The 18,075-nt window shown below is 70.5% G+C and carries 18 protein-coding genes; 11 read left to right on the forward strand and 7 right to left on the reverse strand.

The annotated features are described in order from the left end of the window. Nucleotides 1–164: 164 nt before the first annotated feature. Nucleotides 165–1,151, reverse strand: a complete 987-nt coding sequence (locus tag Pta02_RS19380; RefSeq protein WP_203876271.1) for a bifunctional adenosylcobinamide kinase/adenosylcobinamide-phosphate guanylyltransferase — start codon at nucleotides 1,149–1,151, stop codon at nucleotides 165–167. Nucleotides 1,152–1,375: 224 nt separating this feature from the next. On the opposite strand from Pta02_RS19380, the gene Pta02_RS19385 reads away from it, so the two are divergent. After that, entirely contained in the window at nucleotides 1,376–1,582 is a 207-nt protein-coding gene (locus Pta02_RS19385) for a hypothetical protein (protein ID WP_203876272.1), read from the forward strand. 106 nt (nucleotides 1,583–1,688) lie between these two features. Here the strand turns inward: Pta02_RS19385 and Pta02_RS19390 are convergent, their stop codons facing one another. Beyond that, complete coding sequence (locus Pta02_RS19390) at nucleotides 1,689–2,687, reverse strand: aldo/keto reductase family protein (RefSeq protein ID WP_203876273.1); 999 nt, start codon at nucleotides 2,685–2,687, stop codon at nucleotides 1,689–1,691. A 55-nt stretch (nucleotides 2,688–2,742) separates the two neighbouring features. Between Pta02_RS19390 and Pta02_RS19395 the strand changes: the two genes are divergently transcribed. Further along, nucleotides 2,743–3,825 (forward strand): SMI1/KNR4 family protein, encoded by a 1,083-nt coding sequence (locus Pta02_RS19395; protein ID WP_203876274.1) that lies wholly within the window; start codon nucleotides 2,743–2,745, stop codon nucleotides 3,823–3,825. 144 nt (nucleotides 3,826–3,969) lie between these two features. Here Pta02_RS19395 and Pta02_RS19400 read toward each other — a convergent pair whose 3' ends face one another. After that, nucleotides 3,970–4,578, reverse strand: coding sequence for a DUF3043 domain-containing protein (locus Pta02_RS19400; RefSeq protein WP_203876275.1), 609 nt, complete (start codon nucleotides 4,576–4,578; stop codon nucleotides 3,970–3,972). Nucleotides 4,579–4,723: 145 nt separating this feature from the next. Between Pta02_RS19400 and Pta02_RS19405 the strand changes: the two genes are divergently transcribed. From Pta02_RS19405 to Pta02_RS19415, 3 genes are all read left to right on the forward strand, one after another. Next, nucleotides 4,724–5,563, forward strand: a complete 840-nt coding sequence (locus Pta02_RS19405; RefSeq protein WP_203876276.1) for a PspA/IM30 family protein — start codon at nucleotides 4,724–4,726, stop codon at nucleotides 5,561–5,563. Beyond that, nucleotides 5,560–5,838: a PspA-associated protein PspAA gene (pspAA, locus tag Pta02_RS19410; protein WP_203876277.1), complete on the forward strand. Its 279-nt coding sequence runs from the start codon at nucleotides 5,560–5,562 to the stop codon at nucleotides 5,836–5,838. The genes Pta02_RS19405 and pspAA overlap by 4 nt, the downstream gene beginning before the upstream one ends. A gap of 141 nt (nucleotides 5,839–5,979) precedes the next feature. Beyond that, a complete protein-coding gene (locus Pta02_RS19415) occupies nucleotides 5,980–8,385 on the forward strand; it encodes a serine/threonine protein kinase (RefSeq protein WP_203876278.1) in 2,406 nt (801 codons plus the stop codon). A gap of 139 nt (nucleotides 8,386–8,524) precedes the next feature. On the opposite strand, the gene nadA is transcribed toward Pta02_RS19415, so the two are convergent. Next, nucleotides 8,525–9,679 (reverse strand): quinolinate synthase NadA, encoded by a 1,155-nt coding sequence (nadA, locus tag Pta02_RS19420; RefSeq protein WP_203876279.1) that lies wholly within the window; start codon nucleotides 9,677–9,679, stop codon nucleotides 8,525–8,527. A 184-nt stretch (nucleotides 9,680–9,863) separates the two neighbouring features. On the opposite strand from nadA, the gene erpA reads away from it, so the two are divergent. Together erpA and Pta02_RS19430 are read left to right on the forward strand one after the other, a co-directional pair. Further along, nucleotides 9,864–10,217 (forward strand): iron-sulfur cluster insertion protein ErpA, encoded by a 354-nt coding sequence (gene erpA / locus Pta02_RS19425; RefSeq protein ID WP_203876280.1) that lies wholly within the window; start codon nucleotides 9,864–9,866, stop codon nucleotides 10,215–10,217. Between the two features lie 153 nt (nucleotides 10,218–10,370). After that, nucleotides 10,371–11,357 carry a carbohydrate kinase family protein gene (locus tag Pta02_RS19430; protein ID WP_203876281.1) on the forward strand — a complete coding sequence of 329 codons (987 nt, stop codon included), beginning with the start codon at nucleotides 10,371–10,373 and terminating at the stop codon, nucleotides 11,355–11,357. Nucleotides 11,358–11,475: 118 nt separating this feature from the next. On the opposite strand, the gene Pta02_RS19435 is transcribed toward Pta02_RS19430, so the two are convergent. From Pta02_RS19435 to Pta02_RS19445, 3 genes are all read right to left on the reverse strand, one after another. After that, nucleotides 11,476–11,898 (reverse strand): CBS domain-containing protein, encoded by a 423-nt coding sequence (locus tag Pta02_RS19435; protein WP_203876282.1) that lies wholly within the window; start codon nucleotides 11,896–11,898, stop codon nucleotides 11,476–11,478. A gap of 92 nt (nucleotides 11,899–11,990) precedes the next feature. Then, nucleotides 11,991–12,272, reverse strand: coding sequence for a sulfurtransferase TusA family protein (locus Pta02_RS19440; protein ID WP_373872400.1), 282 nt, complete (start codon nucleotides 12,270–12,272; stop codon nucleotides 11,991–11,993). A gap of 14 nt (nucleotides 12,273–12,286) precedes the next feature. After that, nucleotides 12,287–13,420, reverse strand: coding sequence for a cysteine desulfurase family protein (locus Pta02_RS19445; RefSeq protein ID WP_203876283.1), 1,134 nt, complete (start codon nucleotides 13,418–13,420; stop codon nucleotides 12,287–12,289). A gap of 216 nt (nucleotides 13,421–13,636) precedes the next feature. Here Pta02_RS19445 and ctaC point away from each other — a divergent pair, with 216 nt between their 5' ends. The 4 genes from ctaC (at nucleotide 13,637) to Pta02_RS19465 (ending at nucleotide 17,850) form a co-directional block, all read left to right on the forward strand. Beyond that, a complete protein-coding gene (gene ctaC / locus Pta02_RS19450) occupies nucleotides 13,637–14,383 on the forward strand; it encodes an aa3-type cytochrome oxidase subunit II (protein WP_444980747.1) in 747 nt (248 codons plus the stop codon). A 29-nt stretch (nucleotides 14,384–14,412) separates the two neighbouring features. Then, entirely contained in the window at nucleotides 14,413–16,041 is a 1,629-nt protein-coding gene (gene ctaD, locus Pta02_RS19455; protein ID WP_203876361.1) for an aa3-type cytochrome oxidase subunit I, read from the forward strand. Beyond that, nucleotides 16,038–16,433 (forward strand): cytochrome c oxidase subunit 4, encoded by a 396-nt coding sequence (locus Pta02_RS19460; RefSeq protein ID WP_203876285.1) that lies wholly within the window; start codon nucleotides 16,038–16,040, stop codon nucleotides 16,431–16,433. The genes ctaD and Pta02_RS19460 overlap by 4 nt, the downstream gene beginning before the upstream one ends. A gap of 187 nt (nucleotides 16,434–16,620) precedes the next feature. Then, nucleotides 16,621–17,850, forward strand: coding sequence for a L,D-transpeptidase (locus Pta02_RS19465; RefSeq protein ID WP_203876286.1), 1,230 nt, complete (start codon nucleotides 16,621–16,623; stop codon nucleotides 17,848–17,850). Nucleotides 17,851–18,075: the final 225 nt, after the last annotated feature.

Raw genomic sequence — 18,075 nt, forward strand, 5'->3', positions numbered from 1 at the left:
AGCCGGGCAGGTACGGGGCGCGCCGAGGGGGAGCGGTCGCCGGGGCCCGACGGGACCGGGCCGGCAGGGAGGAGGTGGCCGAGGGCCGGACGGGACCGGGCCGGCAGGGGAGAGCCGGCCGGGGGGCGGGTCGGATCGGGAGGGGGAGGAGGCGAGGGGCGGGGTCAGATCGGGAGGGGGAGGAGGCGGCCGGCGACGACCAGGGCGACGTCCTCGGACTCGGCGGCCAGGCGCTGGTTCAGCCGGCCCAGGGCGTCGCGGAAGGCCCGGCCGCTGGAGGTGGCCGGGACCACGCCCAGGCCGACCTCGTCGGAGACGGCCACCACGCGCGAGCGCGTCTCCCGCCACGCGGCCACCAGTTCGTCGCAGCGTGCGTCCACCCGTTGCCGGGCCGCCGCGCCGCCCTCCCACGCCCCGCACTCGTCGAAGACGGCGGCGATCCAGGTGCCGAGACCGTCGATGAGCAGCGGCGCCCGCGAGGTCCGCAGCAGTCCGGTCAGATCCGTGGTCTCGGCCGTCTCCCAGCAGGCCGGGCGGCGCTCCCGGTGGCCGCGTACCCGCGCCAGCCACTCCGGGTCGTCCCCGCCGGAGGGCCCGGTCGCCACGTAGACGACCTCGGGCTCGGCCAGCAGCCGCAGCTCCGCCTCGGCCGACTTGCCCGAGCGCGACCCGCCCAGCAGGAGCGTCCGGCGCGGCTGCGGGGGCCGGGCGGGCGCGGCCTCGCGGGTGTCGAGCACCGTGCCGTCGGGTACGGCGCGTACCCCCCACAGCGCGAGCCTGCGCTCCAGCTCGGCCTCGGACGGCACCCGGTGGTCGATCCCCACGGCCACGACCGGGGTGCCCTCCCCGGCCAGACCCCGGCGACGCAGCTCGCCCAGCCGTTCCGGCCGGTCCAGCACGTCGATCAGCACCAGGTCGCAGGGCCCGTCCCCGGCGGGGGCGTCCGCGGGGTCGAAGCCCGCCGGCGCGTACAGCAGTCGCGTGCCGTCGGGGAGGACGACGGCGCCGCCGTCCGGCGGGAGCGGTGCGCGACCGTCGGCGACGGCGCCGAAGGGCCGGCGGGGGGAGGGCCGGCGGGCGCAGGACGCGCAGCCGCACCCCGGGACGGGCCAGCCGAGCGGCCCGGCCGTCCCCTCGATCAGGACTTTCACCCCGCAAGGGTCGCACGCCCGGGGCGGGACCCCGGCCGCTCGGGGGCCGGCGGGCTGGACGGGACCGCCGCCGGGGAGGAGCGTGCGGAACGGGAGGGCACGGGTGACCGGGAGAGGGGACGCGGGTGGCGCGATCCCGGAGTCGGAGCTGGAAGATCGGGGGATAGTAGGGTTCGCTGAGCCGTCAAGGGCGACGGCGACAACCGGCGAGAGGGGCGTGTGGAATGACGTGGCGCTGGCGTTACGAGAACGCTGACGGTGGCGAGCTGGCCGGTGGGGCCCTGCCGGCCGACACGTTCCCGAACCAGGCCGACGCGGAGTCCTGGCTCGGTGAGAACTGGCGTCAGCTGCTGGAGGCCGGGGTGGAGCAGGTCAGTCTCCTGGAGGACGGCCGGCCGGAGTACGAGGGGATGTCGCTGCGCCCCGAATGAGCCGGCACGGCCGCCGATGAGCCGACGCGGCCCGTCGGCGCCGGAAGCGGCGGAGCCCCGGGATCTCCGGGCGAAGGGGAGATCCCGGGGCTCTGCAGCCGGTTGCCTACGGGCGCTTGGCGGGGCTGACGGTCTTGGCCGGGTCGCGCTCGACGATCGGGCCGAGAGCGTCGTCGATCTTCTTCAGCACCTCGGCGTCCAGCTTCACACCGGCGGCCTTGACGTTGTCGCGGACCTGCTCCGGCCTGGTGGCGCCGACGATCGCGGAGGCCACGTTCGGGTTCTGCAGCACCCACGCCACCGCGAGCTGGGCCATGGTCAGGCCGAGGTCGGCGGCGATCGGCTTGAGCTCCTGAACGCGGGTGAGCACCTCGTCGGTGAGCATCCGGGAGATGAAGTTGCCGCCGGTGGGGTCGGTGGCCCGGGAGCCCGCGGGCGGCGGCCGGCCCGGCAGGTACTTGCCGGTGAGCACGCCCTGCGCGATCGGGGACCAGACGATCTGGCTCAGGCCCTCCTTCTCGCACAGGGGTACGACCTCGGACTCGATGACCCGCCACAGCATGGAGTACTGCGGCTGGTTGGAGACCAGGCGGTCGAAGCCCATCTCGTCGGCGATCTTCAGGGCGGCGGCGATCTGCTCGGCGTTCCACTCGCTGACGCCGACGTAGAGGACCTTGCCCTGACGTACGAGGTCGTCGAAGGTCTTGAGGGTCTCCTCGAGGGGGGTCTCGACGTCGAAGCGGTGGGCCTGGTAGAGGTCGACGTAGTCGGTCTGCAGACGGCGGAGCGAGCCGTGGATCGACTCGGTGATGTGCTTGCGGGACAGGCCGCGGTCGTTCGGGCCGGAGCCGGTCGGCCAGTAGACCTTCGTGAAGATCTCCAGCGACTCGCGCCGCACGCCCTTCAGCGCGCGGCCGAGCACCTCCTCCGCGCGGGTGCCGGCGTAGACGTCGGCCGTGTCGAAGGTGGTGATCCCCTCGTCGAGCGCCGCCTTCACGCATTCCTTGGCGGCGTCCTCCTCGACCTGGGAGCCGTGCGTGATCCAGTTGCCGTAGCTGATCTCGCTGACCATGAGACCGCTGCGGCCAAGGTGACGGAATTCCATGCTCCGACCCTATTAGGCGCTCTCCGGTGGATTGATTCGGGATACCCTGCCCGGCGTGCGGCGGTTGATCAGTTCTCGATGGGTACGGCTCGCGCTCGCGGCCGCCGTCACGGCGGTCGTCGTCGTGGCGGTGCTCCGGCTCCGGCGCGCCCCGGCGGGCTCCGAGGTCCGGGTGTCCCCGCGGACCCCGCCCTCCCCGAGGGGAGCGGCGGGCTCCGATGCCGTGCCCGGGCGGGAGACGCCGGTCGGCGCCGGTCCGGCGGGCCACCCCGGGGGACCTCCCGCGGCGGAGGCGCCCGCGGCCCGGAAAGAGGTGATCCGCCGCCGCGTGGTCCGCTGGGGATCGGTCGTGATCGCGCTGTGCGTGCTGGTCTTCGCCACCCGGGCGGTGGAGAGGGCGGTCTTCTCCGAGGAGACCGTCCCCGTGGCGGAGCGCTTCGAGGAGCCCCCCGCGCCCTCGGCGACGTCCGCCGACTCCTCCGCCGCACCGTCCGCCGACTCCTCCGGCACGGCGGCTGAGGAGGACTGCCGGCCGGGGACGGAGACTCCGGCGGTGCGCGAGGTCGACCCCAGGGTGACCCGGGCGGTGAACCGGCAGTGGCGGCGGATCGAGCGGTGGCTCGAAGCCAACGCGCCCAGGACCCACCGCACGCTCTCCCCGCCCGCCCGCGCCCGGACGATCGCGATCGCCGAGGCGCAGATGGGCCTGCGCTTCCCCGGCGACCTGCGGGCCTCGCTCCTGCGGCACAACGGGAGCGTCCTCAACAAGGGCTCCGGACTTACGATCTTCCTGTACGAGGCCATGAACGTGCGCGACATCCGCGACACCTGGCGGAGGCTCTGCGGGATCGGCGCCGGTGACCGCATCGGTCCGCGCGTCGGCTCGTGGGAGGGGCGGATGATCCCGGTCGGCGCGGACGGGAGCGGCAACCACCTGGTGGTCGACTCGATCCGGCGCGACGTCGGACGGACCGGCGATGAGGGGGAGACGAGCTTCGAGCTCGGGGGCGTGCGGATCCCCTCCTATCACGCCCTGCTGAGGATGACGGCCGACGCTCTGGAGCGGGGCGGGACCGTGGGCCAGTGGAGGCCCGTCGTCGACGGCGGCACGTTGAGCTGGGAGACCGTCCGGAACTGAGACGGCCCGGCACGGCCGTCCTCCCAAAGATCCGGGCACGTGAGAGCCCCGTCATGCGGAAGGCCCGGGCGGGCACGGAGGCCGGGTACGCGCGAAAGGCCCCGCGGTTCCGTCGGGGGACCGCGGGGCCTTTCGCAGACCGGGCTACTTCTTCGGCGGGACGGGCCTGCCGCCGGGCAGGAACTGGGGCGGCGGGAAGCGCAGCTTGCGGATCTGCAGCGCGCGCATCGCCGCGTAGAAGCCGACTCCCTTGAGGCTCTCGCCGGGGAACTTCTCGGCCGCGAGCTTCTTGACCTTCCAGGCCACCCAGATCGAGGTCAGCAGGACGCCGACCATCATGAGCGGCCAGCCGATCGTGATCACCGACACGTAGACGTAGGCGCGGATCTGCTGGGGGAAGGGGATCCAGGTCAGCAACAGGATGACCAGGGAGAACGGCAGGAAGTACTGGCTGACCAGGCGGCGGGAGTCGACCCAGTCGCGGGCGAACTTGCGCACCGGCCCCCGGTCGCGGACGGGGAAGTATCGCTCGTCACCGCGCAGCATGCCCTCGCGGGCCTTGGCGCGGTCGGCGGCCTGGCGCTCGCGGAGGTTCTTGTAGGCCTCTTTGCGGTTCTGCGGAGCGTTCACCGGCTGGCGGCGACGGCCTTCGGCGTCCCTGCGCTTGGGGGTGGGACGCCCCTTGCCCACGGGCTTCGGATCGGCGGCGGAGGCGGGGGAGTCGTCCGCGGCGGCTTGGGTACGTCGGAACACAACGTCAGCCTACCGGGACTGCAACTTAGTGACGCCCCCGTGCGTTATGCGTAGGGTGAACCCTATGTGGGCCCGCCGCTTTCCTGGGGGCAGGAATCACCGGGGCGACCCGAAGCGCATTTGAAGAAGGGGACGGCCGACGCGCATGAGCGTGATGAAGAGACTTTCCTTGATCTTTAAGTCCAAGGCGAACAACGCCTTGGACAAAATGGAGGATCCGCGCGAAACCCTGGACTACTCCTATCAGCGGCAGCTGGAGCTGCTGCAGAAGGTGCGCCGGGGTGTGGCCGATGTCGCGACATCGCGTAAGCGGGTGGAACTGCAGATCAACCAGATCGAGGCGCAGGCGCGCAAGCTGGAGGACCAGGGCCGCAAGGCGCTGGGCGTCGGCCGGGAGGACCTGGCCCGCGAGGCCCTGACCCGGCGCAGCAGCCTGCAGACCCAGATCGCCGACCTGCGGGTGCAGCATGACAACCTGCAGGCCGAGGAGGAGAAGCTCACCACCGCTTCCCATCGGCTTCAGGCCAAGGTTGACTCCTTCCGCACGCGCAAGGAGACCATCAAGGCCACTTACACCGCCGCCGAGGCGCAGACCCGGATCAACGAGGCCTTCTCCGGCATCTCCGAGGAGATGGGCGACGTGGGCCTGGCGATCCAGCGCGCCGAGGACAAGACCGCGCAGATGCAGGCGCGGGCCGGCGCCATCGACGAGCTGCTCGCCAGCGGCGCGCTCGACGACTTCAGCGGTTCGCGCGGCGACGACATCCAGGCGGAGCTCGACCGCATGGGCGGCGGCAACGACGTGGAGCTGGAGATCGCCCGGATGAAGGCCGAGCTGGGCCAGGCGCCGGCGCCCAAGAGCGCGATCGAGCCGGGCCCGCCGCAGCAGCAGCCCTACCAGCAGCCGCAGCAGCAGCCGTACCAGCAGTCGCAGCCGCAGTCCGAGCCGACTCAGCAGTACCGCCAGCCGGGGGAGGGCCAGTGATCGTTCGAATCATGGGCGAGGGGCAGGTGGAGATCGCTCCCGGTGATCTGACCGTCCTCAACGACCTGGACGGTCAGCTGGAGGCGGCGATCGAGGCGGGGGACGAGGACACCTTCAGGACCCGGTTGCACGCCCTGCTGGACCAGGTGCGGCACGTGGGCAAGACGCTCCCCGACGACAGCCTGGAGCCCTCGGAGCTGATCCTTCCCCCGGCCGACGCCTCCATGGAGGAGGTCCGGGAGATGCTCGGCGACGAGGGCCTCATCCCGGGATGATCTGACCGTACGGCACGGGCCCGGTCCGCCGGGACCGGGATCCGGCCGTGGGTCCTGTCAGGATGGCCCATGCATGATGTGCGGGCCGTTACCTTTTGCCCTCACAATGGGACACAAAAAGCCCAAAAGGAGGGTGTCGTTATGCCGGACCTTGCGCCCCTGCGGCCCGGGGATCCCGAGAGGGTGCGGGAGTACCGGCTCACCGCGCGCCTCGGGGAGGGTGGCCAGGGCACGGTATACCTCGGCGAGTCCCCCGACGGAGCCAGCGTCGCGGTGAAGCTCCTCCGCGCCGACCTCGCTCAGGACGAGGAGGCTTTGGAACGTTTCGTTCGCGAGGTCAGCACGACCCAGCGCGTCTCGGCCTTCTGCACCGCCGCTGTTCTGGACACCGGAGTGGACCAGAACCGGCCGTACATCGTCAGCGAGTACATCGACGGGCCGACGCTCGACGCGGTGGTGGCCGGCGAGGGGCCCCGCACGGGCTCGTCCCTGCACCGGCTCGCGATCGGCACGGTCACCGCGCTCGTGGCGATCCACCAGGCGGGGATCGTGCACCGGGACTTCAAGCCGTCCAACGTGCTGCTGGCCTCCGACGGTCCCCGCGTCATCGACTTCGGCATCGCCAAGGCCCTCGACCGGACCTCGACGCTGACCGCGATGGCGATCGGCACGCCCGCCTACATGACCCCCGAGCAGCTCGCCGGCGAGGCCGCCGGCTCACCCGCCGACATGTTCGCCTGGGGCTGCACCATGGTCTTCGCGGCCACCGGGCAGCCGCCGTTCGGCACCGACAGCCTGCCCGCGATCTTCAACCGCATCATGAACGTGGAGCCGGACCTGTCGGCCCTCACCGACCCGGCCCTGCGCGAGCTGGTGGGCCAGTGCCTGGCCAAGGACGCCGGCCGGCGCCCGACGGCGGGCGAGGCCCTGATGCGCCTGCTCGGCCACACCGTCCCGACCGCCCCCGGCACGCCGCCGCCCGCCGCGCCCCGGGGCATCCTCATGGAGGGCGTGGCCGCCGCCCAGCAGACCGGTCCCGAGGGGTACGCCCACCAGCAGGGCCCCGGCGGTTACCCGCCGCACCAGACCGGTCCCGGCGGGTTCCCGCCCTACCAGAGGGGCCCGGGCGGGTTCCAGCAGCCGCAGGGGCCCGGAGGCTATCCGCCGCACCAGACCGGCCCCGGCGGCTTCCCGCCGCACCAGACGGGCCCGGGTGGCTTCCCGCCCCACCAGACCGGCCCCGGCGGGTTCCAGCAGCCGCACGGCCAGCCGCAGGGGCAGGCCGCCTTCCAGCAGGGGCCCGGGGGCTATCCGCCGCACCAGACCGGTCCGGGCGGCTTCCCGCCGCAGGGCCAGGCCACCTTCCCCGGACAGCTCTACGGGGGACCGTCCCAGGGCGCCTCGCCGTACGGCATGCAGGGCCAGCAGCCCGGCACCTCCGGTGGCGGCGGACGGGTGCGCCGGGTCTGGGTCGCGGTCGCCTCCGGCCTGGTGGTCGCGCTCATCGCGGTCGGGGTCACACTGCTGATCCAGCGCTCCGGCGGCGAAACCGGGGAGGACGGCCCCTCGCCGACGCCGGTCGCCAACAGCGGCGGACCCTCCGGCACCCCCACCCCGGCCGTCGCGGCGATCCCCGAGGCGGAGCGTCAGATCAAGCTCCCGGGCAGCTCGATCACGATCCACGAGAGCGACAAGGATCCGATCAAGCTGACGTCCTACACGCTGACGTCGGGCAAGAACTTCTTCCTCTACGCCCGCGAGAACGGCGGGAACGGCTTCGCCAAGAACGACGACTACTACGACTACACGGTGGACGTCTCGGGCGCCAAGGCGCTCGGCACCGACAAGAAGTACAGCGCGGACAACTACTTCCAGCTCTCGATCATCGACCGGGCCGCCGGCTCCGCGGACCAGGTCAAGATCACCAAGTATCCGGTCTACCCGACGCTGCCGCAGTGGTCGCCGGACGGGAAGAAGGCGCTGGTGACGCTGTACGAGCTGGTCGGCGACAAGAGCAACCCGTACGGGTTCGCGGTCGTCGACGTCGCCACCAAGAAGGCCAAGGTCATCAAGGTGAAGGAGAAGGACGCGGGCACCTGGAGCTACTTCTGGCGTGGCGACGGCCGGGCGGTCGGCACGTGGGCGCTGGCCGGCAAGACCCAGCGCATCCGCTTCTACGACCCGCAGAGCGGCGTCGTGCTGCAGACCCTGCTGGACGTGGGCACCCCGCTCACCGTCGAGGGCGACGACATCAACCCCTCCGGCACGCTGCTGATGACCCACTGCAAGGGGGCCTCCGAGCAGGACAAGGAGATCTGCGTGTGGTCCACGACGGCGGACGCCGAGCCCGAGGCCCGGGTCCCGTTCGACACCAAGCGGCTCGTCGGCTGGTACGACGACCAGCACATCGTGGCATGGCAGCAGAAGGGCTCCACCCACGAGGCCGTGGTGATCGACTTCAAGGGGCAGGTGAAGCGGGTGCTCGCCGTCAGCACCAACGCCAAGGAGTACGAGCAGCAGTTCATGCGCTACACCCGGGTGAAGTGACGCACGGCGTTCCCTGACACGTACCGCGTTCCCTGAGACGTACGGCGTTCCCTGACACGTGAGGAGGCCCCGGCGCACCGCCGGGGCCTCCTCACGTGCCCGTGCCCTGCGCGCCCGGAGGGGTCCGGGCGCGGCGGGGTCACGGGAGGGCGAGCATCCGGTCCAGGGCGACCTTGGCCCAGTGGGTGGTGTCGGCGTCCACCGTGATCTGGTTGACGACCTGGCCCGCGGCCAGGGACTCCAGCGCCCATACCAGGTGCGGCAGGTCGATGCGGTTCATCGTCGAGCAGTAGCAGACGGTCTTGTCCAGGAACGTCACGTTCTTGTCGGGGAACATCGCCCCCAGCCGCTTGACGAGGTTCAACTCGGTGCCGACGGCCCAGGAGGAGCCGGCCGGGGCGTCCTGGAGCTTGTTGATGATGTACTCGGTCGAGCCGACGTAGTCGGCCTTGACGACCACCTCGTGCTTGCACTCGGGGTGGACCAGCACGTTGACGCCCGGGATGCGCTCGCGCACGTCGTCGACGTTCTGCGCCGAGAAGCGGCCGTGCACCGAGCAGTGCCCGCGCCACAGGATCATCTTCGCGTCGCGCAGCTGCTGGACGGTCAGCCCGCCGTTCGGGCGGTGCGGGTTGTAGACGACGCAGTCGTCCAGCGACAGGCCCATCTCCAGCACCGCGGTGTTGCGGCCCAGGTGCTGGTCGGGCAGGAACAGCACCTTCTCGCCGCGGGAGAAGGCCCAGTCCAGGGCCCGCCGGGCGTTGGAGGAGGTGCACACGGCGCCGCCGTTGCGGCCGCAGAACGCCTTGATGTCGGCGCTGGAGTTCATGTAGGTCACCGGGACGGTGACGTCCGCGATCCCGGCGTCCTCCAGCGCCTCCCAGCACTCCTCGACCTGGTCGAAGGTCGCCATGTCGGCCATCGAGCACCCGGCCGCCATGTCGGGCAGCACGACCTTCTGCGCGTCGCCGGTCAGGATGTCCGCCGACTCGGCCATGAAGTGCACGCCGCAGAAGACGATGTACTCGGCCTCGGGCCGCGCCGCGGCCTCCCGGGCGAGTTTGAACGAGTCCCCGGTCACGTCGGCGAACTGGATGACCTCGTCGCGCTGGTAGTGGTGGCCGAGCACGAAGACCCGGTCGCCGAGCGCCGCCTTGGCGCGCCTGGCCCGCTCGACCAGCGCCGGGTCGGACGCCGCCGGCAGCTCTCCGGGACAGTCCACGCCGCGCTCGCTGTGCGGGTCGGCGCTCCGGCCGAGAACGAAGAGCGGAAGCCCGGTCTCAGTGGTCGTCACGACCACACCCCCTTATCGTCGGAATGACGACTAATGATGACACACGGTTTGAGGGATTTATTCCGGAGGGTGGAGGGGTCGTGGAATGTGTGGCAGTGGGCAGGTGTTGGTAGCGTCTAAGAAGGACGTCAGAAACAGACAGCCGCTCCAGGCGGGCGGCTGACGCAGACGCGGGAGTCACCACATGTCGGTTGAGAGCAGCGAGACCACGGCGCAGGGCCTGATCCTCAGTGACGCGGCCGCGGCGAAGGTCAAGAGCCTGCTGGAGCAGCAGGGCGAGGAGGGACTCCAGCTGCGCGTGGCCGTGCAGCCCGGTGGCTGCTCCGGCCTGCGCTACCAGCTCTTCTTCGACGACCGTTCGATGGACGGCGACATCGTCTCCGACTTCAACGGCGTGAGTGTGGTCACCGACCGTATGAGCGCGCCGTACCTCATGGGCGCCACCATCGACTTCGTCGACACGATCGAGAAGCAGGGCTTCACGATCGACAACCCGAACGCCACGGGCTCCTGCGCCTGCGGCGACTCGTTCAACTAGTCGTTCGACTGGGCGGTTCCGTCCGCCGGGACGGGCCGGGAAGCCCTGCCGGGTGAGATGTTCCTCACCCGACAGGGCTTTCACGTGCCATGAGTTCGCGTATTCTTGCGTGGCTCATTTTCCGAAGATGCTGACAACGAGGAGAAGGATCCCGTGCGCATCGCCGTCACCGGCTCCATCGCGACCGACCATCTGATGACCTTCCCGGGCCGCTTCGGCGACCAGCTCATCGCCGAGCAGCTCGATCGGGTCTCCCTCTCGTTCCTCGTGGACGACCTGCAGGTCCGCCGCGGCGGCTGCGCGGCCAACATCACCTTCGGGATGGGCTGCCTGGGCCTGTCGCCGATCCTCGTCGGCGCGGTCGGCACGGACTTCGCCGACTACCGCTCCTGGCTGGAGCGGCACGGGGTCGACTGCGACTCGGTGTACGTCTCCGAGACCCACCACACCGCACGGTTCCTGTGCACCACGGACGAGGACCACAACCAGATCGCCTCGTTCTACACCGGCGCGATGGCCGAGGCCCGGCTGATCGAGCTGCAGCCGATCGCCGAGCGCGTGGGCGGGCTCGACCTGGTGCTGATCAGCCCCAACGACCCCGACGCGATGCTCCGCCACACCGACGAGGCCCGCCAGCGCGGCATCCCGTTCGCGGCCGACCCCTCCCAGCAGCTGGCCCGCATGCCCGGCGAGCAGATCCGCCAGCTGGTCGACGGCGCCGCCTACCTGTTCGGCAACGACTACGAGAAGGGTCTGATCGAGCAGAAGACCGGCTGGTCCGGCGAGGAGATCCTCGACCGGGTCGAGGTCCGCGTCACCACGCTCGGTCCCAAGGGCGTCGTGATCGACCGCAAGGGCGAGCCGTCCCTGCACGTCCCGGCGGCCCCCGAGCTCGGCAAGGCCGACCCCACCGGCGTCGGCGACGCCTTCCGCTCCGGCTTCCTGGCCGGTCTCGCCTGGGACCTGTCCCTGGAGCGCTGCGGCCAGATCGGCAACCTGACCGCCACCCACGTCCTGGAGCGCGTCGGCGGCCAGGAGTACGAGCTCGGCCAGCAGGTCTTCCTGGAGCGCTTCGCCGCCGCCTACGGCGCAGAGGCCGCCGGCGAGGTGGCCGGGCACGTGCGCTGCCACTACGCCTGACGGCCCCGGCGTGCGCCGTCGCGACATCCGGCGGCCCCGCACGCCCTGTCATCGAGCCCGGCGTCCCCGGCGGGCGCCGGCACGACGCCCGGCGCCCGCCGTACCGCCTCTGCGCCGGTCAGACTCCCGCGTAGACGCGGTGGACGAAGTCGGCGAGCTGGTCGTCCGGCAGGTTCTTGGCGAGGTCCGCTTCGCTGATCATGCCGACGATGCGCCCGTTGTCGATCACCGGCAGCCGCTTGATCTGGTTCTGCTCCATCTTGGCCAGCGCCTCCTCGACGCTGGCCTCGGCGGAGACCCAGACCAGGCCGGTGGCCAGCTCACCCGCGGTGATCTGCGCGGGGTCCCCGCCCGCTGCCAGGCACTTCACGACGATGTCGCGGTCGGTGATGATGCCCTTGAGCCGGTCGTCGGTCCCGCAGATCGGCAGCGCTCCGACGCCGATGTCCTTCATCATCCGTGCGGCGTCCAGGAGAGACTGGTTCTCTCCGATGCACTGACACCCCGGGTTCATCACGTCCTTGGCGGTTTCCCCGCTCATCCCTGTTTCCCCCCGAAACGTGTGGTTGTGTTCCGGGTGGGCTCCTACCCACTTTCCGGGCGTATCCACTGGTCGCCCCGCAGGTGGACGGCTCAGTAGTTGCGCCGCACGTGGATGGCCCAGCCGCCCTGCGGGAGCTCGTGGCTGCCCACGTGGTGGTGCGACTTCAGCCGGCACCAGGCCGGGATGTCGGTGAAGGCCGCCGGATCGTCGGCCAGGACGGAGACGACCGCGTTCAGCGGGACGTGGTTGATCTGCTCGGCGAGCATGATGATGGGGATCGGGCACTTCTTGCCCAGGGCGTCGACGGTCAGCGCCGGAGCCTGGGCGGCCTGCTGGGCGGCGGTGTGCCTGGGCGTCATCGCGTCACTCACTCCCCGAGTCCTGATCATGATTTTACTCCCGCCTCCTCCCGGATCCTGCGGACGGCGTCCGGCAGGACGGACAGGAAACGGTCGACGTCGGCCCCGGAGGCGCCACGGGGCAGCGACACCCGGACGTTGCCGTGGGTGAGCACGCCCATGGCCTCCAGGACATGCGATGGACGAAGCGTACTCGCCGTGCACGAACTGCCGGACGAAACGGCGAATCCGGCCTTGTCCAGCTCCACGAGAAGCGCCTCCCCCTCCACGTAGAGGCACGAGAAGGTCACGATGTGCGGGGCCCGCGCGACGGGCTCGCCGATGACCTCCACGTCCGGCACGAGCCGGGGGACCTCCGCCCGGATCCGGTCGACCAGCGCCGCCAGCCGGGCCCCCTCCCGCTCCGCCTCGGCCGCGGCGGCGCGCAGCGCGGCGGCCGCGGCGACGATCGCGGGCACGTTCTCGAAGCCCGGGACCCGGTTCTCGCGCTCGTCCTGGGGCAGCGGGCCGCGCCACCGCACGCCCTTGCGCACCGCCAGCACACCGACGCCCGCGGGGCCGCCCCACTTGTGCGCGCTGGCGGTCAGCACCGACCAGCCCGGGGGAACGGGCATCCGGCCCGCCGTCTGGGCGGCGTCCACCAGCAGCGGGACCCCCGCCCCGGCGCACAGCTCCGCCGCCTCGGCGACCGGCTGGAGCGTGCCGACCTCGTGGTTGGCGCTCTGCAGGCACGCCAGGGCCGTACCCCCGGCGCGGACCGCCTCGCCGAAGGCCGCCAGGTCCACCACCCCGGTGAGGCCGACGCCGACGGTCTCCACCGTGCCGCCCTCGCGCTCGTGGACCTCCCCGGAGTGCAGCACGCTGGAGTGCTCCACCGCCGAGACGACCAGGCGCCGCCCCGCCCGGTGCCGGCCGCGCAGGACCCCCAGGACGCCGAGGTGGACCGCCTGGGTGCCGGAGGCGGTGAAGGACACCTCGTCCGGGCGGCAGCCGAGCACCTCGGCGACCTCCGCCCTGGCCCCTTCCAGTAACATCCTTGCCCGGCGTGCGGGGCCGTACAGCCTCGCCGGGTCGGCCCATCCGGCGTCGAGCGCCGCAGTCAGGGCCTCCCGGGCCCGGGGATGCAGCGGCTCGGTGGAGGCCGCGTCGAAGTACGCCACGCACCAATCGTCGCATCACGCGCGACACAATCGGGGGCTGCGCGGGAGGCCGGAGGCAGCCCGCGCTAATGTGTCCCAAAGCGTGAAGCTGTGAACTGTCAGTTGTGAATCTGAATAAACGACCGCCCAGGAGTGACTCTTGGGCTTCATCTGTGGGGTAGGCGATCCGTGAGTCCGACCCGCCGTTCTGCACGGCGTCCGTTGGCCCGCCGCCGGGTGCCACGCACTGCCGCTCTGGCGCTGCTGCTGGTGTCCGCGACGGCGTGTAGTGCTGAAGACTGGTCCCGTGGCGGCATGCCTGAGGGCATCACCGAGCAGTCCGAGGTCGTCCAGAGTCTGTGGAACGGATCCTGGATCGCCGCCCTGGCCACCGGCGTGGTCGTGTGGGGCCTGATCCTGTGGTCCGTGGCCTTCCACCGCAAGCGGAAGAACTCGAACGAGCTGCCGCCCCAGGTGCGGTACAACCTTCCGATCGAGATGCTGTACACGATCGTGCCGCTGATCATGATCAGCGTGCTGTTCTTCTTCACCGCGCGCGACCAGAACTACCTGACCGACATGTCGCAGAAGCCCGACGTGACGGTCAAGGTCGAGGCGTTCCAGTGGAGCTGGCGTTTCACGACCGAGGTGAACGGCAAGACGGCCCAGGTCGTCGGGATCCCCGCCGACAACTACGAGAAGGGCCCCCAGCTGGTCCTCCCGGTGAACAAGCGGATCCAGTTCAATCTCCAGTCGCCGGACGTCATCCACTCCTTCTGGGTGCCGGCGTTCAAGTTCAAGCTCGACGTGATCCCGGGTGTGGACAACCGCTTCCAGGTCAACACGCTGAACGCGCCCGGCGTCTACGCCGGCCGCTGCGCGGAGCTGTGCGGCGTCGACCACAGCCGGATGCTCTTCAACGTCAAGCTCGTCACGCAGGCCGAGTTCGACCAGTACATCGCTAGCCAGGCGGGTGCCCAGTGACCGCACAGAACGTTCCCGTCCCCTCGGTGATGGCGACCCGCAAGGGGTCGATCATCGCGAAGTGGGCGTCGTCCACCGACCACAAGGTCATCGGACATCTCTATTTGATCACCTCGTTCGCGTTCTTCCTGATCGGCGGCGTCATGGCGCTGGTCATCCGCGCCGAGCTGGCCCAGCCGGGCCTGCAGGTGGTCAGCAACGAGCAGTTCAACCAGCTGTTCACCATGCACGGCACGATCATGCTGCTGATGTTCGCCACGCCGCTGTTCGCCGGTTTCGCCAACGAGCTGATGCCGCTGCAGATCGGCGCGCCGGACGTGGCCTTCCCCCGGCTGAACATGGTCAGCTACTGGCTGTTCCTGTTCGGCAGCCTCATCGCCATCTCGGGTTTCCTGACCCCCGACGGAGCGGCCAGCTTCGGCTGGTTCGCCTACACCCCGCTGTCGAACTCGGTCTCCTCCCCCGGCATCGGCGGCGACCTGTGGATCCTGGGCCTGACCATGAGCGGTCTGGGCACGATCCTGGGCGCGGTCAACTTCATCACCACGATCGTCTGCATGCGCGCGCCCGGCATGACCATGTTCCGCATGCCGATGTTCACCTGGAACGTGCTGCTGACCTCGATCCTGGTGCTGATGGCCTTCCCGGTGCTGGCCGCGGCGCTGCTGGCGCTGGCCGCCGACCGCAAGCTGGGCACCCACATCTTCGATCCGGCCACCGGCGGGCCGCTGCTGTGGCAGCACCTGTTCTGGTTCTTCGGCCATCCGGAGGTCTACATCATCGCGCTGCCGTTCTTCGGCATCGTGACGGAGGTCCTGCCGGTCTTCAGCCGCAAGCCGCTGTTCGGCTACATCGGCCTGGTGGGCGCCACCATCGCCATCGCCGGGCTGTCGATCACCGTGTGGGCGCACCACATGTTCCCGACCGGCCAGGTGCTGCTGCCGTTCTTCTCCTTCATGACCTTCCTGATCGCGGTCCCGACCGGGGTGAAGTTCTTCAACTGGATCGGCACCATGTGGCGCGGCCACCTGAGCTTCGAGTCGCCGATGCTGTTCTCGATCGGCTTCCTGGTCACCTTCCTGTTCGGCGGTCTGACCGGTGTCATCCTGGCCTCGCCGCCGCTGGACTTCCAGGTGACCGACTCCTACTTCGTGGTGGCGCACTTCCACTACGTGGTCTTCGGCACCGTGGTGTTCGCGATGTTCGCCGGCTTCTACTTCTGGTGGCCGAAGTTCACCGGCAAGATGCTCAACGACACCCTGGGCAAGTTCCACTTCTGGACGCTGTTCATCGGCTTCCACACCACCTTCCTGGTGCAGCACTGGCTGGGCGCGCAGGGCTTCCCGCGCCGCTACGCCGACTACAGCCCGATCGACGGCTTCACCGACCTGAACATGGTCTCCTCGGTCGGCGCGTTCGTCCTGGGCGCCTCGACGCTGCCGTTCCTCTACAACGTGTGGAAGACGGCCAAGACCGCGCCCAAGGTCACGGTCGACGACCCGTGGGGCTACGGCAACTCCCTGGAGTGGGCCACCTCGTGCCCGCCGCCGCGGCACAACTTCACCTCGCTGCCGCGCATCCGCTCCGAGCGCCCGGCGTTCGATCTCAAGCACCCGCACGTCACGCCGGCCGAGCGTGAGCTGGAGGAGGTCCGATGAAGGTTCAGGGCTGGATGTTCATCCTGATCGGCATCTTCTTCGCCGCGGTGGACGTCGTCTACTGGTACTGGTCCAAGGAGCCGGTCGGCACGACGGCGATGGCCATCTCGGTGGGCTTCGCCCTCATGATCGGCTACTACCTGATGTACACGGCCCGCCGCATCGGGGCCCAGCCGGAGGACGACAAGCAGGGCGAGATCAGCGACGGCGCGGGGGAGCTCGGCTTCTTCAGCCCGCACAGCTGGTGGCCGCTGTTCGTCTGCCTGTCGGTCGCGCTCACCGCGCTCGGCTTCGTCATCGGCTGGTGGCTGTTCATGATCGGCGTCTTCGCGGTGGTCATGAGCATGGTCGGGTTCGTCTTCGAGTACTACCGGGGCAACTTCTCGCACTGAGCCGCACGTACCGGACCCGCCCGCGGATCCGGTACGGCGGGCCCTGCGCCCAAGCGGGCCACGGAAACCTCCGTGGCCCGCTTTTTGGCGTTTATTGGCAGCTCAGAGGGGATGTGTCGGGTGCCGTGCCGCTTGCTCCGGGTAGTAACGGACTGTAGTAGATCAGGCGGAGAACGGGGGAGTTCACGTGGGGCAGGCGATCCGTGGTTCGACCTATGCGCCGGGGCTGGTGGCCCTGTCACTGGTGACGGCGTGTTCGGCGGCGGACGCCGCGACCGGGTGGGCGGATCCCGCTCAGAACGCGGGATCGGCTCCGGGGGCCGTACGGGCCGCCGCGACCGTGCTCGTGACGCCCGCCGACAGCAGCGGGGACGTGCCGACCGACATGCCCGTCCTGATCGGCGCCCGGGGCGGGACGCTGAAGAAGGTCAGCGTGAAGGGCTCCAAGGGCTCTCTGGCGGGCGTTCTGAGCGCCGACAAGACTCAGTGGCGCAGCCGGGGGACGGCGGCTCCCGGGGCCACCTACAAGGTCACCGTGGAGGCGGTCAACCCCGACGGGGAGACGACGGAGACCACCAGCTCCTTCTCCACGGTCAAGGCCGAGGACCGCTTCTCCATCGCGAGCCTCACGCCGGACAGGGACTACACCGGCCTCACCGTGGGCGTCGGCATGCCCATCATGATCACCTTCGACCGGGACATCTCCGACCGCGTCGAGGTCGAGCGGAACCTGACGGTCCGCACCTCCAAGCCGGTCCAGGGCGCCTGGCACTGGTTCGACGACAGGACGGTCCACTTCCGGCCCAAGCGCTTCTGGCCGGCCTACACCAAGGTCCGGCTGGAGGCCCGCCTGACGGGGGTCCGCGGCGGCGAGGGCCTGTACGGCAGGGCCGACCGCGTCCTCGACTTCAAGGTCGGCCGCTCCCAGATCACCCAGGGCAGCATCCAGAGCCACCACCTGACGGTCAAGCGCGACGGCAAGAGGATCCGCACGATCCCGATGAGCGCCGGCCAGGGCGGCCAGTGGAAGTACCACACCACCAGCGGCGTCCACCTGGCGATGTCCCGCGAGCCGGTGACCATCATGGTCTCGCCCGGCATCGGCCCCGGCCAGCCGGGTTACTACCGCAAGACCGTCTACAACACCGTGCGCATCTCCAACAGCGGCGAGTACGTCCACAGCGCGCCCTGGTCCGTCGGATCGCAGGGGAGCGCCAACGTCAGCCACGGCTGCGTCAACGTCAGCCCCGGCCACGCGAAGTGGTTCATCGACAACACCCTGATCGGCGACCCGATCATCATCACCGGTTCGCCCCGTGTGCTCGAGCCCCTCAACGGCTGGGGCCACTGGCAGGAGGACTGGTCGGAGTGGACCCGCTGGAGCGGCACCCTGGGCTTCGTCACCGAGACGGCCTGACTCCACCGCCCGAGCTCCAGGCCTGACCGCCTGGCCCCCGGCGCTGACCGCCTGGCCCCCGGCGAACCGGGGCGAGAGGGCTTCTGACGGGACCGGAAGGGCTTCTGACGAGGCACGGGACCTTCCGGTGGGCGGCCGGGGGTTTCCGGCGCCGCCGTACGGGGAGGAGCCCGCTGGGGAGAGGAACCGAAAGGCCCGGGCGGTGATCCGCCCGGGCCTTTCGCC

The sequence above is a fragment of the Paraplanobispora takensis genome, from assembly GCF_016863195.1.
GTDB lineage: Bacteria > Actinomycetota > Actinomycetes > Streptosporangiales > Streptosporangiaceae > Planobispora > Planobispora takensis.

What these genes read in the sequence shown, in the direction of transcription:
- Pta02_RS19415 (WP_203876278.1), top strand. Translation starts at nt 5,980, where the DNA reads ATGCCGGACCTTGCGCCCCTGCGGCCCGGGGATCCCGAGAGGGTGCGG.
- ctaD (WP_203876361.1), top strand. Translation starts at nt 14,413, where the DNA reads ATGGCGACCCGCAAGGGGTCGATCATCGCGAAGTGGGCGTCGTCCACC.
- Pta02_RS19460 (WP_203876285.1), top strand. Translation starts at nt 16,038, where the DNA reads ATGAAGGTTCAGGGCTGGATGTTCATCCTGATCGGCATCTTCTTCGCC.
- erpA (WP_203876280.1), top strand. Translation starts at nt 9,864, where the DNA reads ATGTCGGTTGAGAGCAGCGAGACCACGGCGCAGGGCCTGATCCTCAGT.
- Pta02_RS19405 (WP_203876276.1), top strand. Translation starts at nt 4,724, where the DNA reads ATGAGCGTGATGAAGAGACTTTCCTTGATCTTTAAGTCCAAGGCGAAC.
- Pta02_RS19390 (WP_203876273.1), bottom strand. Translation starts at nt 2,687, where the DNA reads ATGGAATTCCGTCACCTTGGCCGCAGCGGTCTCATGGTCAGCGAGATC.
- Pta02_RS19385 (WP_203876272.1), top strand. Translation starts at nt 1,376, where the DNA reads ATGACGTGGCGCTGGCGTTACGAGAACGCTGACGGTGGCGAGCTGGCC.
- Pta02_RS19435 (WP_203876282.1), bottom strand. Translation starts at nt 11,898, where the DNA reads ATGAGCGGGGAAACCGCCAAGGACGTGATGAACCCGGGGTGTCAGTGC.